Origin of the sequence: Streptomyces barringtoniae, from assembly GCF_020819595.1 — a bacterium.
Taxonomy (GTDB): domain Bacteria; phylum Actinomycetota; class Actinomycetes; order Streptomycetales; family Streptomycetaceae; genus Streptomyces; species Streptomyces barringtoniae.
The window spans coordinates 1-15,551 of the sequence record NZ_JAJHNP010000033.1 but is presented as its reverse complement, the minus strand read 5'-3'; the positions used below and the strand labels follow the sequence as shown (position 1 = coordinate 15,551).

The 15,551-nt window shown below is 69.6% G+C and carries 13 protein-coding genes; 3 read left to right on the top strand and 10 right to left on the bottom strand.

The window, feature by feature from the left end; translation table 11 throughout:
• Positions 1-24: 24 nt before the first annotated feature.
• The 4 genes from LMU33_RS38225 to LMU33_RS38210 all read right to left on the bottom strand — a co-directional run bounded on the left by LMU33_RS38225 (position 25) and on the right by LMU33_RS38210 (position 5,590).
• Positions 25-1,383 carry an aldehyde dehydrogenase family protein gene (locus tag LMU33_RS38225; protein WP_228626256.1) on the bottom strand — a complete coding sequence of 453 codons (1,359 nt, stop codon included), beginning with the start codon at positions 1,381-1,383 and terminating at the stop codon, positions 25-27.
• Positions 1,380-1,967: a cupin domain-containing protein gene (locus tag LMU33_RS38220; RefSeq protein ID WP_228626253.1), complete on the bottom strand. Its 588-nt coding sequence runs from the start codon at positions 1,965-1,967 to the stop codon at positions 1,380-1,382. Before LMU33_RS38220 ends, LMU33_RS38225 begins: the two co-directional genes overlap by 4 nt.
• Positions 1,968-2,056: 89 nt before the next feature.
• Positions 2,057-4,183: an AMP-binding protein gene (locus tag LMU33_RS38215; protein ID WP_228626251.1), complete on the bottom strand. Its 2,127-nt coding sequence runs from the start codon at positions 4,181-4,183 to the stop codon at positions 2,057-2,059.
• A gap of 27 nt (positions 4,184-4,210) precedes the next feature.
• Entirely contained in the window at positions 4,211-5,590 is a 1,380-nt protein-coding gene (locus LMU33_RS38210; protein ID WP_228626248.1) for a His/Gly/Thr/Pro-type tRNA ligase C-terminal domain-containing protein, read from the bottom strand.
• 303 nt (positions 5,591-5,893) lie between these two features.
• On the opposite strand from LMU33_RS38210, the gene LMU33_RS38205 reads away from it, so the two are divergent.
• The gene (locus LMU33_RS38205; RefSeq protein WP_228626246.1) at positions 5,894-6,751 is read left to right on the top strand and encodes a hypothetical protein; all 858 of its coding nucleotides are present in this window, start codon (positions 5,894-5,896) and stop codon (positions 6,749-6,751) included.
• A 49-nt stretch (positions 6,752-6,800) separates the two neighbouring features.
• Here the strand turns inward: LMU33_RS38205 and LMU33_RS38200 are convergent, their stop codons facing one another.
• On the bottom strand, positions 6,801-7,409 hold the full coding sequence (locus LMU33_RS38200; RefSeq protein WP_228626243.1) for a TetR/AcrR family transcriptional regulator: 609 nt from the start codon (positions 7,407-7,409) through the stop codon (positions 6,801-6,803).
• Between the two features lie 107 nt (positions 7,410-7,516).
• Between LMU33_RS38200 and LMU33_RS38195 the strand changes: the two genes are divergently transcribed.
• Entirely contained in the window at positions 7,517-8,086 is a 570-nt protein-coding gene (locus LMU33_RS38195) for a dihydrofolate reductase family protein (protein ID WP_228626242.1), read from the top strand.
• On the opposite strand, the gene LMU33_RS38190 is transcribed toward LMU33_RS38195, so the two are convergent.
• The 5 genes from LMU33_RS38190 to LMU33_RS38170 all read right to left on the bottom strand — a co-directional run bounded on the left by LMU33_RS38190 (position 8,067) and on the right by LMU33_RS38170 (position 13,263).
• Positions 8,067-8,999 (bottom strand): GNAT family N-acetyltransferase, encoded by a 933-nt coding sequence (locus LMU33_RS38190; protein WP_228626239.1) that lies wholly within the window; start codon positions 8,997-8,999, stop codon positions 8,067-8,069. The genes LMU33_RS38195 and LMU33_RS38190 overlap by 20 nt on opposite strands.
• Before the next feature lie 30 nt (positions 9,000-9,029).
• Positions 9,030-9,407 carry a toxin Doc gene (locus tag LMU33_RS38185; RefSeq protein WP_228626236.1) on the bottom strand — a complete coding sequence of 126 codons (378 nt, stop codon included), beginning with the start codon at positions 9,405-9,407 and terminating at the stop codon, positions 9,030-9,032.
• On the bottom strand, positions 9,407-9,646 hold the full coding sequence (locus tag LMU33_RS38180; RefSeq protein WP_228626233.1) for a hypothetical protein: 240 nt from the start codon (positions 9,644-9,646) through the stop codon (positions 9,407-9,409). Before LMU33_RS38180 ends, LMU33_RS38185 begins: the two co-directional genes overlap by 1 nt.
• 13 nt (positions 9,647-9,659) lie before the next feature.
• Complete coding sequence (locus tag LMU33_RS38175; protein ID WP_228626231.1) at positions 9,660-10,463, bottom strand: GbsR/MarR family transcriptional regulator; 804 nt, start codon at positions 10,461-10,463, stop codon at positions 9,660-9,662.
• Positions 10,464-11,394: 931 nt separating this feature from the next.
• Positions 11,395-13,263: a serine/threonine protein kinase gene (locus tag LMU33_RS38170; protein ID WP_249814862.1), complete on the bottom strand. Its 1,869-nt coding sequence runs from the start codon at positions 13,261-13,263 to the stop codon at positions 11,395-11,397.
• 332 nt (positions 13,264-13,595) lie between these two features.
• Here LMU33_RS38170 and LMU33_RS41795 point away from each other — a divergent pair, with 332 nt between their 5' ends.
• Positions 13,596-14,192, top strand: coding sequence for a protein NO VEIN domain-containing protein (locus LMU33_RS41795; RefSeq protein WP_228626225.1), 597 nt, complete (start codon positions 13,596-13,598; stop codon positions 14,190-14,192).
• Positions 14,193-15,551: the final 1,359 nt, after the last annotated feature.

Sequence of the window (15,551 nt, the reverse complement as noted above, 5' to 3'; positions counted from 1 at the left end):
GTGGGGGAGGGGCGACCGCGGGGGCTAGGGCAGCAGACGGACGGTGACCGTCTTGGGCCGCTGGTACTCGTGCAGGGCGAGGACGCTCAGGTCGGTTCCCTGGCCGGAGCCCCGGCGTCCGCCGTGCGGGAGTTCGGCCGTCTGCACCAGGTGACAGTTCACCCAGGCCTCGCCGGCGTCGAGCCGGCCCGCGAGGTCCAGGCCGCGGGTCAGGTCACGGGTCCACACACTGGCCGCGAGCGCCTGCGGCACGCCGTGGGCGAGTTCGAGCGCGTGCTCCACGTCCCGGGCCGGCTGCACGGTCAGCAGCGGTCCGAAGACCTCCTCCTGGAGCGCCGGGCTGTCCTCGGGCAGGTCGGCCAGCACCCGCGCGCCACGCCAGAAGCCGCCCTCCTCGCCCGAAGCCGTGGCCAAGGCAGCGGTCACGTCGTGCTTGGCGCCGGAGGCGTCGGCGATTCGGTCGTAACGGTCCGCCTGCGCCGGGTTGTTGAGCGGGCCGAAGTCACGTCCGGCCAGCCGGGCCGCCATCGCCTCGGTCAGCGACTGCACCGCCTGCTCGTAACCGTCCTGCAGCGCGATCACACGGGCCGGAGCCGCACAGCTCTGCCCCGCGTTGTACACGCAGGCGTCCGCGAGGTCCGCCCACGTCTGCTCGGGCGCGTCGGGCAGCACGATCACCGGGCTGTTCCCGCCGAGTTCGAGACTGACCGGCCGGATCCCGGCCCGGGCGGCGACGTCCGCGCCGGCCGCCGCACTGCCGGTGAACGCGATCATGTCGACGTCGGCGCCGACCAGCAGCCGCCCGGTCTCCCGGTCGCCGGGCACCGCCCGCAGCACCCCCGCCCCGAGGGCGTCCCCGGCGTGCTCGGCGAGCAGGTCCAGCGCGTCCGGTGTGCTCTCGGCCGGCTTGGCGACCACACAGTTGCCCGCGGCGAGCGCCGGCGCGCACCGCCAGGCCGCCATCATCAGCGGGTAGTTCCACGGCACGATCGCGGCCACCACACCGACCGGCTCCCACCGCACCCAGCTCTCGTGGCCGCCGATCAGCGACCCGGCCGCCGGCGAGCTGCCGGTCCTGGCCGCCCACGCGTAGAACCGGAACAGGTCGGCCGCCTCGGCGACCTCCCCCGACGACTCCCGGGCCGGTTTTCCGGTACCGGCCCGCTCCCGCTCGACGTACGCCTCGGCGTGCTCCTCGATCAGTCCCGCCAGCCTCTCCAGCCGGCGCGCGCGCTCCTTGGGGACGAGCCGCCCCCAGGCCGCGGACGCCCGCCGGGCGGCGGCCACCGCGCCGGTGACCGCCTCCTCGCGGCCGGGGGACAGCTGACCGCGGACCCGGCCGGTGCGCGGATCGACGAGCGGCAGCGGAGCCGCGGCGCTCACCGGGTGGTCCGGGTGGCGCAGTCGCGGCACGGGCAGTGCGGACAGTCCAGTCCGTGCAGCCGCTCCGGCACGACCGCGCTGACGTCGCAGATCAGGCAGGTCAGGTCGCCGTCCGGGGCGATGACCTCCTCGTAGGGCACCGGTGCCATGCGGTCCTCGGCGTCGATCTCCTTGTGCGGCGAGCCCACCGCCACGATCACGTGGTCGGTGATGGCGCCGACCGCGTGCGGCACCTCGCCCTCGACCAGGTAGACCTGGCCCGCCCGCGTCGGGTACACGCGGCCGTCGTAGGTGATGGTGCCCTCGCCGCCGACCACGATCAGGATGTGGTGGCCGGGGTGGGTGTGCGGCACGAAGCCGGTCCCTGCGGGCAGCCGTATCACGTCGGCGCCCACCGAGCCGTTGGTCACCAGCGCCTGACCGGTCGCCGGGGAGCCGTGCACGTCGACCGGCCGCGGGCCGTGGTCGATGTGCAGCTGGGTGGAGTCGTCCCCGACGAGGCTCTTGGCCCAGTCGACGATCGTCAGCCGCTGCGGCGCGTCGACCGTGGCGGTTGCGGAGTGGGTGGCCTGCGAGGTGAGCATGGGGACTCCTTGAGGCATCGGGTGTCGGGCATCGAGAAGGGACGCGGCCCGGTGGGGTCGGGCCGCTGGAAGGCAGGGGCGGCGTGCGGTCAGCCGGGCGGTGTCCCGCCCCAGACGACACCGCCCAGGTCGTACGGCCCGGCGCGCAGGGCGGAGAAGCCCAGGTCGCCGAACCCGGCGCCGCGCAGCAGGTCGAGCCACTCCCACCGCGTGCGGAAACCGCCCCGGTCCCACCAGCCGTCGAAGAGGCAGAACAGGAAGTCCAGCGCCCACGGAGTGCCGTCGGCGGTGGTGGGGCTCGCCCCCTCCGCCAGGACGAGACGGCCGCCGTCCGCGAGCATGGCGCGCAGCCGGCGCAGGGTCGCCGCCTTGTCCGCCACGCAGTGCACGACGTTGGTGGCCAGGATCGTGTCGAACCCGCCGAGCCCCGCCGAGGGCTCGCAGTCGAGGTCGAGGACGATGCCCCGGCCCTGCCAGGTGCCGCGGGCCACCAGCTCGGGCAGCCGGTCCGACCAGACGAAGTCGCCGTCGACCAGACCGGCGACACGGGAGGTGGTGTTGCCCACCCCGGAACCTGCCTCCAGGACCCGCCCGGTGAGCAGGCCGCCGGCGGCCAGGACGCGTGTGATCAGTTCCGGGTAGCGGTCCATGGGCCACTCGGTCATCAGCCGCTTCCACAAACCCGGGTGACGCCGCATCAGGTCCTCGCCCGAGCAGGCGCCCCGCGCGAACTCGGGCCAGCCCTCGACCAGCGCGTCCAGCGCGTCGTGCGCGGCACTGCGGCCCAGCGTGGCCCGGGTCTCCTGCGGCCCGGCCCCGCCCACCGCGGCCGCCAGCGCGAGCGCCTGGCTGCGCAGCTGGGCGGACTGGGCCGTGGTGGGGCGTACGGGGCTGTCGACGACGGCACGCGCGGCCGCGGCGGCGTAGTGCAGCAACTCCTCGTAGCGGCGCGCTCCGTCCCGCAGCGCGGCCAGCCGGCGGCCCATCGCCGCACGCCGCGGCTTGCCGGTGTCGGTGGCCAGATACCCTCCGGTTGCGGCCGCCACGGGCCGCGGGAAACCGGCCTCGTACACCGCCCGCAGGCCGGCGGGCGACGCGTCCGGTGCGATCAGGCCGAACTCCTGCCCGTAGCCGGGTTCGTCCACCGCGACCGCCACGACCCGCCCGTCCAGCCCGCGCTGCCGCCAGCGCTGCTCGATCTCCAGCGGGTGGTACTTCTCACCGCCGCGGTTGACCCGGTCGTCGCGCCGGCCCTTCAGGACGAGGAAGCCGTCCCGTTCCTCCCCCATGTCTCCGGTGCGCAGCCAGCCGTCGTCGGCCAGAACGCGGGCGGTGGCCTGCGGATCCTCCCAGTAGCCGCGCATCCGGTCCGGCGTGCGGATCCACACCTCCCCGTCCTCCAGGCGCAGTTCGGTGCCCTCCAGGGGCAGGCCCACCGGCGGCTGGTGCGCGATGTACTGCTCGTAGAACTCCGCGGTGTCCAGCAGCGGCATGACGAAGCTGAAGTTCACCGCCTCCGTCAGCCCGTAGCCCTGGCGCAGCCGGGGCCCGTAGGCGTCGTGGAACCGGCGGGCGAGGCCGCTGGTGAGGGGCGCGGCGGCGGTGATGAGGTACTCCAGCCCGTCCGGCCAGGGGGGCCGGGCCTGCACCAGTTCGTGCAGCAGGGCCGGTGCGATGGACGCGGTGCGCGCGCCGGAGGCCTGGAGTTCCTTGAAGTACCGGCCGGGTTCGAAGGGCTGGGAGACGACGAGCGGTGTGCCGGTGGCCAGGGTTCCGGTCAGCGACATGACGATGGCGTTGCAGTGGTACAGCGGCAGACAGGTGCCGTGCGGCCGGGCGGGCGAGAAACCGTGCAGGCGGGCGGTCTTGAGCGCGTTGCCGAGGATGGCGTCCCGGTCGAGCTTGACCCCTTTGGGCCGCCCGGTGGAGCCCGAGGTGAACATGATGTAGGCGAGCCCCTCGGCCTCGGGATGGGCGGGCTCGCCGTCCAGCTTCCGGGGTGTGAGGGCGGGACCGTCGAGCACGAGGGACGCGCCCACCCGCTCACCCATCCCGGCCAGCTCCCGGTCGGTGCACTTCGGCGAGAGCGGGACGCTGACGAGCTCCCGCTCGAAGCAGGCGGTCAGCGCCTCGGCCAGCTCCTGTCCGCTGGGACATCGCAGCATCACGCGGGCGCCCGCCTCGAGCTCGGCGAGCACCGGCCGCCATGCAGTCATCGGCACATCAACCCTTCTGAGTGACCGTCAGGACGCGAGGACCGGCGACTGCGCCGCCGTCCCGGCCGGAGTGTGCGCAAGACACCGCAGCCACCGCGGCAGCCGCTCGCCCAGGTACTGCTCGTACGGCTCGTCGATCCGCTGCCCGCCCGAGGTCTGCAGCCCGGGCGCCTCGGTCAGCTCCCGGTCACCGATCACGCAGTACAGCGGCTGCCAGTCGCGGCGCAGCCGGGCGATCCTGGCCCGCACCGGCCGCCGGAACTCCAGGTCCACGGCCGTGCGCACATCGCGCGTCCACAGGGAGCCGGCCAGCTCGTACGCCCGGCCGACGTGCTTCTCGGCCAGTGGTACGAACGCGACCTGTACGGCCGCCAGTTCCGCCGGTATCTCCTTCGGCCCCAGGCCCGCCAGGCCCCGCCCGAGGACCAGCGGCAGCATCCGCGAGCCCCCCATGGCGACACAGGCGTGGATGATCACGGGGAATGTGCCGTCGTCCAGCCGGATCCCGAACCGCGGCGCGTTGATCTCGTCCAGCTGGATGTTCTGCAGCATGACCGCGTCATAGCCGGAGGAAACCAGGATCGCGGTCTTCTGCGCATAGTATTTGGGATGCGCGGGCAACCGCCGAACCACCGTGATCCCACCGGCGTGCTTCGCCGCCTGACGGTAGAAATCGTCCGTGTCCTGAGTGGTGCCGACCACCGAATCGAGAACGTGCACATAATCCCGGCCGAACCAGAATGCAGTGGATTCCGCCGCCAGGCCCAGCGCGTGCAGATACTGTTCGCCGGCGTTTTCGGGCGCGGCCAGGACATGCACGTCGGGCACCGTGAACTGCCGCCTGCGCTGAATGTTCGTCTCGCCCGACCTGAACCGGCGGAACACCGGCTGCGGGCTGTACATCGCGTACGGCAGCCGGGCCCGGTCGAGTGTGGTGTCCTGCAGCCAGGAGAACAGGTTGGGGTCCGCCGCGTAGCTCAGCCGGAGTCCGCCGCCCTTCTCCGTCAGCTCGAACATCCGCTGCTGGGCCGCGTAGTCGGCGGTCAGCTCGGTCATCGCCGGACCGGACCCGTCGAAGACGAGCGGGAAGTGCACGGGGTGGACGTCGAGCGCGGCCAGGTGCGGGGCGTTGAAGGCGTCCACGCCCGCCTCGAAGAGGGCACCGCGGGGCAGCGTCGTCAGGAACCCCCGGGGCACCCCGCGCCGGCTGACCAGTTGCAGCGCCTCGGCGGTCCGCATCACCTCGTCCCGCGCGCAGCGGTGCTCGGGATCCCCGTCGGCCAGCATGCGCAGCGCCGAGTTCCCCGGGTCGACGGAGGCCAGCGCTTCCTTGTACCCGGCCTCCGCTCCCTGCCACAGAAGCTCGCCGGTATCCCCCAGAATCCGGACGTCAACGGCCTGCCCCATTGATCCCCTCCGCTGGAATTTCGAGACACCGGATCACTGAGACCGGCACGGTGATCGAGAGGCTAGGAGGGATTCCGTACGGCGGCCAACGGGCTGAACTCCGACTGGACGAGAGCTCAAGGAGTTCTCATCCGGCTGTCCGCTTCCCCCGGTTCCTCCGCACTCCCGCTGGGATCAGGCCGGAATGCGGCTGGAATCCCGCTGGAGTCGTCATGGGTCACCGTTGATCTCCCAGGCCGGCTCTCCTAACTTCCTGGGAGAACCGAGCGCCGGTGGGGTTTTCGACACAGGAAGCGGGAAACCATGGCCGTCACGTCTTCGCGCGCACCCGAAGAGACCCTGCGGCCACCGGTCCGTCTGGCCGCACTCGTCGACGACACGGACGCCTTCCACGGCGAGGTCTGGGGCGTCACCACCGCGTTCCTGCCGTCGTGTTTCCCGGCCGGCCTCCTGACCCGCGAGGGGATCAGGTCCCGCATCGGCACCGGCCTGCCCGTCCTGCCGTGCACGGGCGCCGTCCCCGAGGACACCGGCGCCGCCCCGGCGTACCCGGCCACCCGCATCCGGACCGGCCAGAACAGCACTTTCCGCCTGGACCGTGCCGAGCAGCACGAGACCTGGATCGCGGACCTGCTCGCCGGTCTGGGCGCCGACCTCGGCACCACCGTCCAGGCGACCCTGGTGCTCGGCGCACCCGACCCGGTCCGCCGCGCCGCCTTCGCGCCGGACACCGAGACGGATCGCACCCAGGCCCGCCACGTGCCGGAGCACTTGTTCGTCCTCCAGCTCGACGGACAGACCAGCTGGAACACCACCGACCCCGAGACCGACACCGTCGGCCAGGACCCCTGGGCGACGGTCACCCTCAAGGCCGGCGACGCCCTCTACCTCCCCCCGGGCCGGCCGTACACGGCCACGGTCCGCGGGGGCGGCTCGCTGCACCTGCTGCTCACCGCCGAACGGCACAGCACCCGGGCGGTGGCGGCCCGCGCGGTCACCGGCTTCCTCGGCGCCACGGCCGCCCACGCCGCCCCGGGAACCTCCCCGGCCACGGCTCGCCACGCACGCCTGGCCTGGCTCCGCGCGGAGCTGACCGGCTACCTCCCGCCGAGCGAACTGGCCGAGCTGCTCCGTACGACGCAGACCGCGCACGACGACTGACGGAACCGGCCTCTCCCGTGCTCACCGAGGCGCACGGCGAGCGCGGCGGTCAGGCGGAGTGCGGAGGCTGCGCCGGGCGGGCGGCTTCCGCCGGGAGCAGGCGCGTCACCATGGCGTCGATCAGTGTGTCGAGCCGGTGCGGCGTGAGGAGTTCGGGGACGGTCAGGTCGTCGACGATCAGCCCGAGCATGGCCAGGTAGAGCAGGACCACCCCCGTGCGGTCGCCCGGCAGTCCGCGACCCAGGTGGAAGTCGATGTTGGCGTCGAGCTCGGCGGTGAGGAACCGCGCCAGTTCCGCGTGCAGTTCAGGCCGCCGGGTGGCCTCCAGGCGCAGTTCGAGCATGGCCAGGTGGCTGCTGCGCTCGCGGCGCATGCGGTCGAGGAGCTGCAGCAGCAAGGTCCTGACCAACTCGTGTGACGGCTCCGCTGTCAACGTGCCGGCCAGCTCGGCCGGATCGGGCGTCAGGCGCTCGCGGGTGCGTCCCATGACCTGGGCCAGCATGTCGGCGCGGCTGGCGAAGTAGTTGGACGCCGTCCCGGTGGGCACGGACGCCTCCTTGTCGACGGCGCGCAGCGTCAGTCCCCGGGAGCCCTCACGGGCGAGGACCTCGATGGCGGCATCGAGCAAGGCGGTGCGGCGGGCCGGGTTCTGACGCATCGACAACTCCTGGGAATCCCATTGACACCACTGCGACTGCAGTACTACATTCAAACCACTTCAATTACAGTACATCAACCTGCGTCGTCGCAGAGAAGAGAGACCGGATGCGCAAGCTCACCTACTACGTCGCCGCCAGCCTCGACGGCTACATCGCCGGCCCGGACGGCAGTTACGACTTCTTCCCCTTCGAAGGGGAAGTCCGGGAGGCGATCCTCGCCGAGTATCCCGAGACCATGCCGGTGCACCTCCGCGGGCCGTTCGGCCTGACCGACACCCCGCACCGGCACTTCGACACCGTGATCATGGGCCGCGGCACCTACGAGCCGGCCCTGAAGGCAGGCATCACCAGCCCCTACGCCCACCTGAAGCAGTACGTCGTCTCCCGCACCCTCGCCTCCACCGACCCGGAGGTGGAGATCGTCGCCGACGCCCCGGCCGAACTGGTGCGCGACCTGAAGAAGCAGGAGGGCATGGACATCTGGCTGGCCGGCGGCGGCAAGCTGGCCGCCGCGCTCCGCGACGAGATCGACCAGCTGATCATCAAGCACAACCCGGTCGTCATCGGCACCGGAATCCCGCTGTTCGACGGCCCGTTCACCCCGACCGGCTTCCTGCCGGCCGCACGCCGCGACTTCGGCTCCGGCCTCAGCATCGTCACCTATACGAGGAAATGACGTCAGAGCACTCGCCGTCCCCTCCCTCGGTGTTCCTGGCCGGCTTCCGGCGCGCGGAGGAGAGCCTGTACCCGGTGAAGTCGGTGACCGGGACGTATCCGATGCGCTGGTAGAGGGCGTTGCTGGTGGGGTTGGCCGGGTCGGTGAACAGGACGACGTCCGTCGCGCCCGCGGCCAGCGCGGCCCTGCTCACCTCGACCGTCACGGCGCCCGCGTAGCCGCGGCCCCGGAGGTGGGCCGGGGTGTAGACGGGGTCCACCCGGACCTGGCCGGCGACCATCGGGTTCACGCCCGCCATGGAGACGGGCGTGCCGTCCGGGGTCTCCCAGAAGGTGTAGCGCTTCTCGGCGAAGCGGGTGCCGGCCCAGGAGCCGGCGTCGATGGAGACGACCTCCCCGACGTCCGCGGCGAACTCACGGCACCAGCGCATGAGGTGCTCATGGTCCCGCTCGCCCACGAGCCGGCCCCGGCCCTCCGGGCGCGGCTCGGGAGGGGTGAGGGTGCCGAGCCGGTGCAGACGGCCCCGCCAGTCGCGAACCGGCGCCGCGCCCGTGTGCCGCTGCCAGGCCTCGGCGAAAGCGGTGGCGGTGCCGTGGTCCGCGGTGACGCCGGAGAAGGGACGGCCCAGGTCGGCCAGCTGGGCGGCGAGGGTGTCGGCCTGCTCGGGGGAGAGGGTGGTGAGGGTCAGGCGGCCGCGCGGAGTGCGGTAGAAGATGGCGCGGACCTCGCCCTCCGACTCCAGCCGGCCGAAGAGGGTGGCCCCGGTGCCGTACGCGTCCGCACCGCGTGTTCGCAGTTTCTCGAGCGTCGTCAGCGGGGTGTTGTGCATCACGGGGCGTGAGCGCAGGAACTCCCCGGCTCGGGCGAGGAAATCGTCGATGTCTTCGGTGAGTTGCCAGTCATCCGGGCGCATGCTTCATGGTCCCTGATGCGGGGTGTTCCCTCAGATCTTCCAGGAACGCAGCGCCCCGGCGACGGCGTAGACACTCAGGCGAGTGTCTCGGACCTTGCGGACGAGATCGGACAGTGCGCCGTACGGTGGGTCGATGCCCTCACCGCACTGGTCCATGTACTGAGCGGCCACGAAGGCGGCGAACAGGCTGTTGCGGTGCGGAAGCGGTTCGAGGCGCACGATCGTGTGCAACAGCGCGGCCGCGCGCCAGGCGGCATCCGGATCGGCCGTCTCCAGTGTCGGCATCTTGGTCTTGTGCCGCGCGACGGACGCCACCAGCGCCGAGTAGTCGGTCACCGTCACGTCCTCGTGCCCGAGGGCCGCCTCCTGGACGTCGAGCAACCAGGAGACGTCGATGTGCAGAACCATCAGGCAGCCGCAGCGCCGTCGCCACGCCGGGAGGGAGGCACCTCCTCGGGGAACGCTTCGTCGAACTCACCGCGCAGCCTGTCGGCCCAGGCGGTGGCGCCGGCGACGAACCGCTTGCGATGCATCTCGCGCACGCCGAGATCGTGCAGGTACTGCTTCAGGCTCTTGCCCTCCGCGGCGGCGGCGGCGCGGACGCCTTCCATTTCCTCGTCGGAGAAGGACACGTTCAGTGATGGCATGCTCGGATGGTACCTAGTTGGTACCTGACCCGCCAGCCCCGTGCCGGTCGTCCGACCCGGGCTCGGTGGTGGCCGACCCGGGCTCGGTCGTGGGGTCCGGTGTCGTCCGGGATCTGGTGTACAGGACTTCGCGGCCCTGTTCCGCGGCGCGGATGAGCCCTTCACTGACGAAGTCGAGGAAACGGGCGGCGTTTTCGAGGCGGGTGGCGGCGGGGGTGCCGAGGCCGAGGACGCGGACGCCCTGGCGTGCGGTCTGGATGAATTCGTCGTTGGCCCGGGCGCTGCGGATCATGGACTGGTACCAGAGGTCGTCGTCGACGACGTAGCGTTCGCGGCGGCGGTCGTCGCGTTCCCGGCGGACGAGGTCCAGGCCCTCGAGGAACGTGATCGCCTTGGAGATGGACGCCGGGCTGACCTGGAGGCGCTCGGCGAGTTCCGAGGCGGTGAGTCTGCCGGTGTCGGTGGTGTAGAGGCAGCCCAGCACCCGGGCCATCATCTTGGGCACGCCCGAGGTGATGAAGACGCTGGTGAGGGTCTCCTGGTAGTCGCGTACGGCTTCGGCGTCGCGTCCGTAGGGCTGCGGGAGCGCCTGCGGCCCCCCGGACTGGGCGGGCTTGCGCCGATGGGTGCGCTGCTGGGTGGCCCGGTGGGCCAGGTCGGCGCGGTAGCCGGTGGGGCCGCCGTTCCGCGTCACCTCACGCGTGATCGTGGAGGTCGGACGGTCGAGACGGCGGGCGATCTCGGCGTAGGCCAGGCCGTCGGCCAGTCCCACCGCGATCTGCTGGCGCTCCTGCTGGGTGAGCCTGCCTCCCGGCATCACGGCCCCCTTCCTGCCCCACGGGTGCTCCATGGCGCTGCTCGTTGATCCCTTTCGCCTCCACCATAGCGTTCGCGTTCAATCAATTGCAACGATCGACCGTCCTCGTCGTTGCGTTAAACGCGAGGGCATTGCAACGGCGATTGCACATCGACCTGCGAGGTTGCTGTTTCTAAGCTAAAGAAATTGCTGCCTGAAACTCGAAAAGCAACGTAGCGTTTCTGTACACGGAAACGACGAGTCGTCGACCGCGGTCTGCTCCACCGCCATCACCGCCCGCAGCTTGTGACGGCGTAGAACCCTGCCCGTCGGGGGTTCAAATACATCCCGGAAGGGAGCTCGTACGACAGCCACGCAAGGGGCCCCCTGGGAACGTCACAGCCGCACCACGCCCCTGCCCGACAGCGAACTCGCCGACCCGGAAGCGCCGCCGCGTAGCCCGCCGGCGCACGCCACCCGGACAAGAGCTCCACAACGACCGGTCCGCCCACGGCCCCGCCGACGGTTCTGCGACCGGACGGGCTTTTTCCGCAACACGTTCGTCGGTCGACTGCGTTCCGGTCCTGGTGCCCGGCAGCGACTGAAGCGACTGAAGATGCGGGTACTCATCACTTCCCGGGCCCTCAGCCCGGCAAGGGCCCCCGGCGCTCTGCCGGGGAACCGCCGTCGAGGCCCGGCTACAGTGCGCTCCAGTCCAGCGTCGTGCGCGCCAGTCGTGTCACGTCGCCCAGCAGGGCCAACCGGGCAGCGGCCAATGTAGGCGTATCGGCGGATGGCTTTGAGCTGCAGCACGTTCATGTGATCCACCATGTGCTTGGGGATACGGCCGTGGAGGTCGGTCGGTCCCAGGGGGAGCATGTGACGCGGGCCCCGGATGCCGGTAGCCCGACAGCCGCCTGCGCTGCCTGCACGGTTGTATCGTCCGGCTCTGTTAAGTTGCGCAGTTTCCGGTTGAGCCCCAGCGCAGGAACGTGCTGGCTCCCGCATCGTCGACGACGGTGATTGCGTACTGCGCGTAGCGCCATTCCTTGTGGGCCCGGGCTTCGGTGAGGACTGCCTGGCAGGCTGTGTCGGATGCGAGGGCTGCCCACCTGTCCCGTGTTGCCTGATCCCATTCGGGTTTGTCGGCCCATACGTACATCACGGCCTCGTCGCGGGCGAAGCCGACGGACATGTTGTCGGGGTCGAGCCAGTTGGGATCGTTGATGATGCGGGAGTTGCCCTGCCACTCGGAGATGATGGTGTCGACCGTTTGTCCGGCGACGCGGATCTCATCCTTGTCCGTGCTGGGGATCTGCGCTTGCTCTAGGCCGGACTTGGTGGGGTGCCAATCTGAGTTCGGTCCGGCGGTGGGAGTGCTGCGGTTCTGGATCGATGTGCTGCAGGCGGTGTTGGTGCGGAAGTCGTCCTCCCACACGATGCGCGGCCCTTCCTGGCGGGCAGTGTCCACGACGATGTACTCGTTGTATGGGAAGTCCGGGTAGGACTTGATGAGGTCCCGCAGGCCGAGGCATGCCGTCGCGGCGACTTCTTGTACCGCCACCGGGGACAGCTCCTGGCCGCTTGTCGCGATGTACACCTCTCCTCTTGATCTGTGGAAGGTGATGGCGCGGTCGAAGTCGGGGTAGGCGACGGGATCCAGCCAGGCCCCTGTTCCCATCGCCCCGAAGGCGTCGTTCTCGGCAGGGGTCCTGGCTGGCCGTGATTCCTTCCATGCTGTGAGGGACGCCTCGCCCGGATCGTCCTTTGCCGTACCAGCCGGGCTGTGGTTCCTGGCGGTGCCGTGTGCGCTGTCCGTCGCGTCTGCGGTCGGGCTGGGCAGGAATGTAGGGCTGCCCGTGGAACTCTTCGTCCCGGGGTTGCTGCCTGCCTGGAAGAGAAGACCACCGACAAGCGCCCCGCCCAGGGCGGCGGCTCCGATGACCACAGCGATCGTGCGGCCCTTGCGCCGTCCAGCGGTAGTCTGCCACGCCGTGTCGTCCAGGGCTGGCATGTCCCACTGGGCTGTCACCAGGTCGTTCACGGTAGTGGGGATCTCCGCGTTCGGGTGCAGAGCCTGGGTTGTCTGGGTGGAGAGCAGCGCCGTGCATTCTTTGGTAAGCGTTGCGGCGGAGGGGCGGTCGTCGGGTGATTTTGACAGTGCGGATGTCACCAGGGTGAGAAGGTCGTCGGCCATGCCGGCGGTGTCGGGGTTGCCGGATATCACCCGGAAGGCGACTGCGTCGGGGGCTCCGGTGCCGAAGGGGAGACGTCCGGTTGCTGCGTAGGCGACCAGGGCTCCCCAGGCGAAGACGTCGCCGGCGGGGCCCGCGGTGCCGGTGTGGTAGGTCTCGGGGCTGATCCAGCCGGTGGTGCCGGTCACCACGCCGGTGCGGGTCACCGAGGTGCCGTCCAGGGCGTGGGCGATGCCGAAGTCCAGGACCCGGGGTCCGGATGGGGCGAGGATGATGTTCGCCGGTTTGACGTCGCGGTGGGTTACCCCGGCTGCGTGAACGGCTGCCAGTGCGGCCGCTGTTCCGGCCGCGAAGGCATACAGCCGGGCTCCGCTGAGCGGGCCGTTGGCGGTGATGTGCTGGCTGAGGGTGGGACCGGGGATGTATTCGGTGGCCAGCCAAGGGGCGGCAGCGTCGGTGTCAGCCGCGAGCAGTGGCACCAGGCAGGGACCGGAGACTCGCCGGGACACCTCGACTTCACGCTTGAAGCGGGCACGGAACTCTTCATTGTCGGCCTGCGCGGGATGAATGAGCTTGACAGCGACCCGGAGCCCTTCGGGGTCCAGGGCCGCGTGGACAGTGCCCATGCCGCCCGAGCCGAGTCGGCCGATGATCCGATAAGAGCCTATCCGGGCCGGGTCACCAGGCCGAGCGGGGTGGACACGCGTGGGCAACGAGGACTCCCAGAAACAAGATGGAACAGACCGTGCTGGTCGGGTCTGTAACCTTCCCATGCCGCGATTTCAGGCGACAGCCCTGCCCTTGGCTACAGGCCGTTTCATTTGGGCAGTCTGCAGCAGCGTCTCGAAGCGCCGGCCGCCGCGACTGACCTCGGCTGCATCGGAGAGGCGGGCCGCCTGCGAGGCTGAGATTCCCACGGCCAGTTCGACACAGGCTGCGCACTCGACGGCATGGTGCCGTGGGTCTCCGCCGAGCTGAACCACTGCCCGCCCAGCACCTCCTGGAGCTCGTCGGCACCCCCATCGACCCCGACGATCCCGAGGACGTCCCTCTGGACAAGTCCCCGGGGTTCACCGCCGAACAGGTCGAGGGCAGGAAGAAGCTCCAGCGTCGCCGCCGCGGCGCCGGTTACATCTCCGATCCCAAGAAGCGCAAGGCCGTCGAGGAGCACGCCGAGCAGCTCGCCACCGCCCACTACGAGTTGCAGGGCTGGACGGTCGAAAAGCTCGGCAAGCCCTACGACCTGCGCTGCACCCGCGGCACGGAGGAACGCCACGTGGAGGTCAAGGGCACGACAGGCGCCGCCACCAGCGTCGAGCTCACCATCAACGAGGTGCTCTACGCCCGGGACAAGGGGAACACCGTCGACCCTTACGTGGTGAGCGACATCAGCATGGACACCGCCACCGATCCCTATGGCCCCAGCGGGGCACGGTCTGGCACTATCCCGACTGGGAGCCGGCCGAGGACGACCTCAGGCCCCGCAAGTACGAGTACCGCCTTCCCGACTTGCCTGCCTGACCAGACAGCCGTCAGAAGTCGGACCGTCAGCTGATGCTTGGTCACCTGCCCTGCGACGGCCTGGCACATGACCGAGCACCTCGCACTCGCGCTGAGCGACGCCCAGGCGCAGAGGCAATGCCCTCGCCGCCGGCCCTGAAACTTCTCCCCTGAGCCGACGAGAATTGACGGGGATTGTCAGCGAAGGGGAAGGCTGCTATAAACGTCGTACCTCGCTGAGGGAGTCGGGAAGCGCCGGACGCAGCACTCGAACGCACGCCTCTTGCATCACAGAGAAATACCTGTAGAGTCTTTATCAGCAGACACCGAAGAACCAAGATCACCGCGCGCCTGGCGCGCGGCCGCAGGTCAGTCGATATTGACGATCGCGTCCGCGGACGATAATCTGTAAGAGCAACATCACGAAGCACCGAGAGGTACGCGAGAGCAGCTTTCACGCACCACTATGTACTACTAAGCCGAAGGGCAGGCTCCCTTCGGCTTTACTGTACCCCAGAAAGGATACAATGAGTAGCAAAATGATTACGCAAAGTCGCAAGCAATACATAGACCAGCTGGCAGAGGCCAGCAAACAGCACAACGCCGGCGGCAATGGAATCGCTGGCAATGCTGGGGGAGGGGGAGCAATGTTCGGTAGCTAGGCAATGGAATGCTGCCCACGAACCCTCACGGCACGAGGGTTTATTTTTTTGCCCAAAATCTTGAATCAAGGAGGCGACTCCTTCGAAATGAACACACAACCATCAACGAATAGGATCCGAAATGAACTCAGCTCACTTTTCCTTCCTTTACCACAACTACCGTAACACGTTTATTTTCACCTTCCTCTATGCTCTCGCAACCCTCTCAGCGTTCACTCAGAATCCAGTCCTGGCCGTCTTTCTCTCAATTATCGTAATCCCGACTCCAGGGGAATTCATCAACGAAATTCGGAGCGCCAATCGCAGAGCAGCGAAGTACTTTGCCGTCCAGGACTACACAATTCATTTCAAGGACAGTAAGGCGGACTCTATTCCAGAATCAATCTAGAACAAACTTTGAAGCAGTTGCAGGATTCAGCAGCACAGCCCGACGAGGGTTCACCGCAGCCATGAGGCCGAATTTCGACACGATCGAGCAACTCTTTCCCCGGTATTCAGCTTGGCCCGCGCCAGCGGGCCTAATTGGTCCTGGAGGCGCAGCCGGAAGGACCATCAGGCGGGGGAGCGCAGCGGACCCGCCGACCGGGCTGGAGCGAAGCGGAGGCCCGGTAGCGGGACGAAGTCCCGCCGAGGCCGGGAGCGCAGCGGACGGCCTGTCAACCCTGGTGCGCAGCACCAGGGTTGAGCGAGAGGCGCAGCATCGCGCTCGCGCTCACGCGGAGCGGGAGCGCGAACCCCCTTGCGCAGCAAGG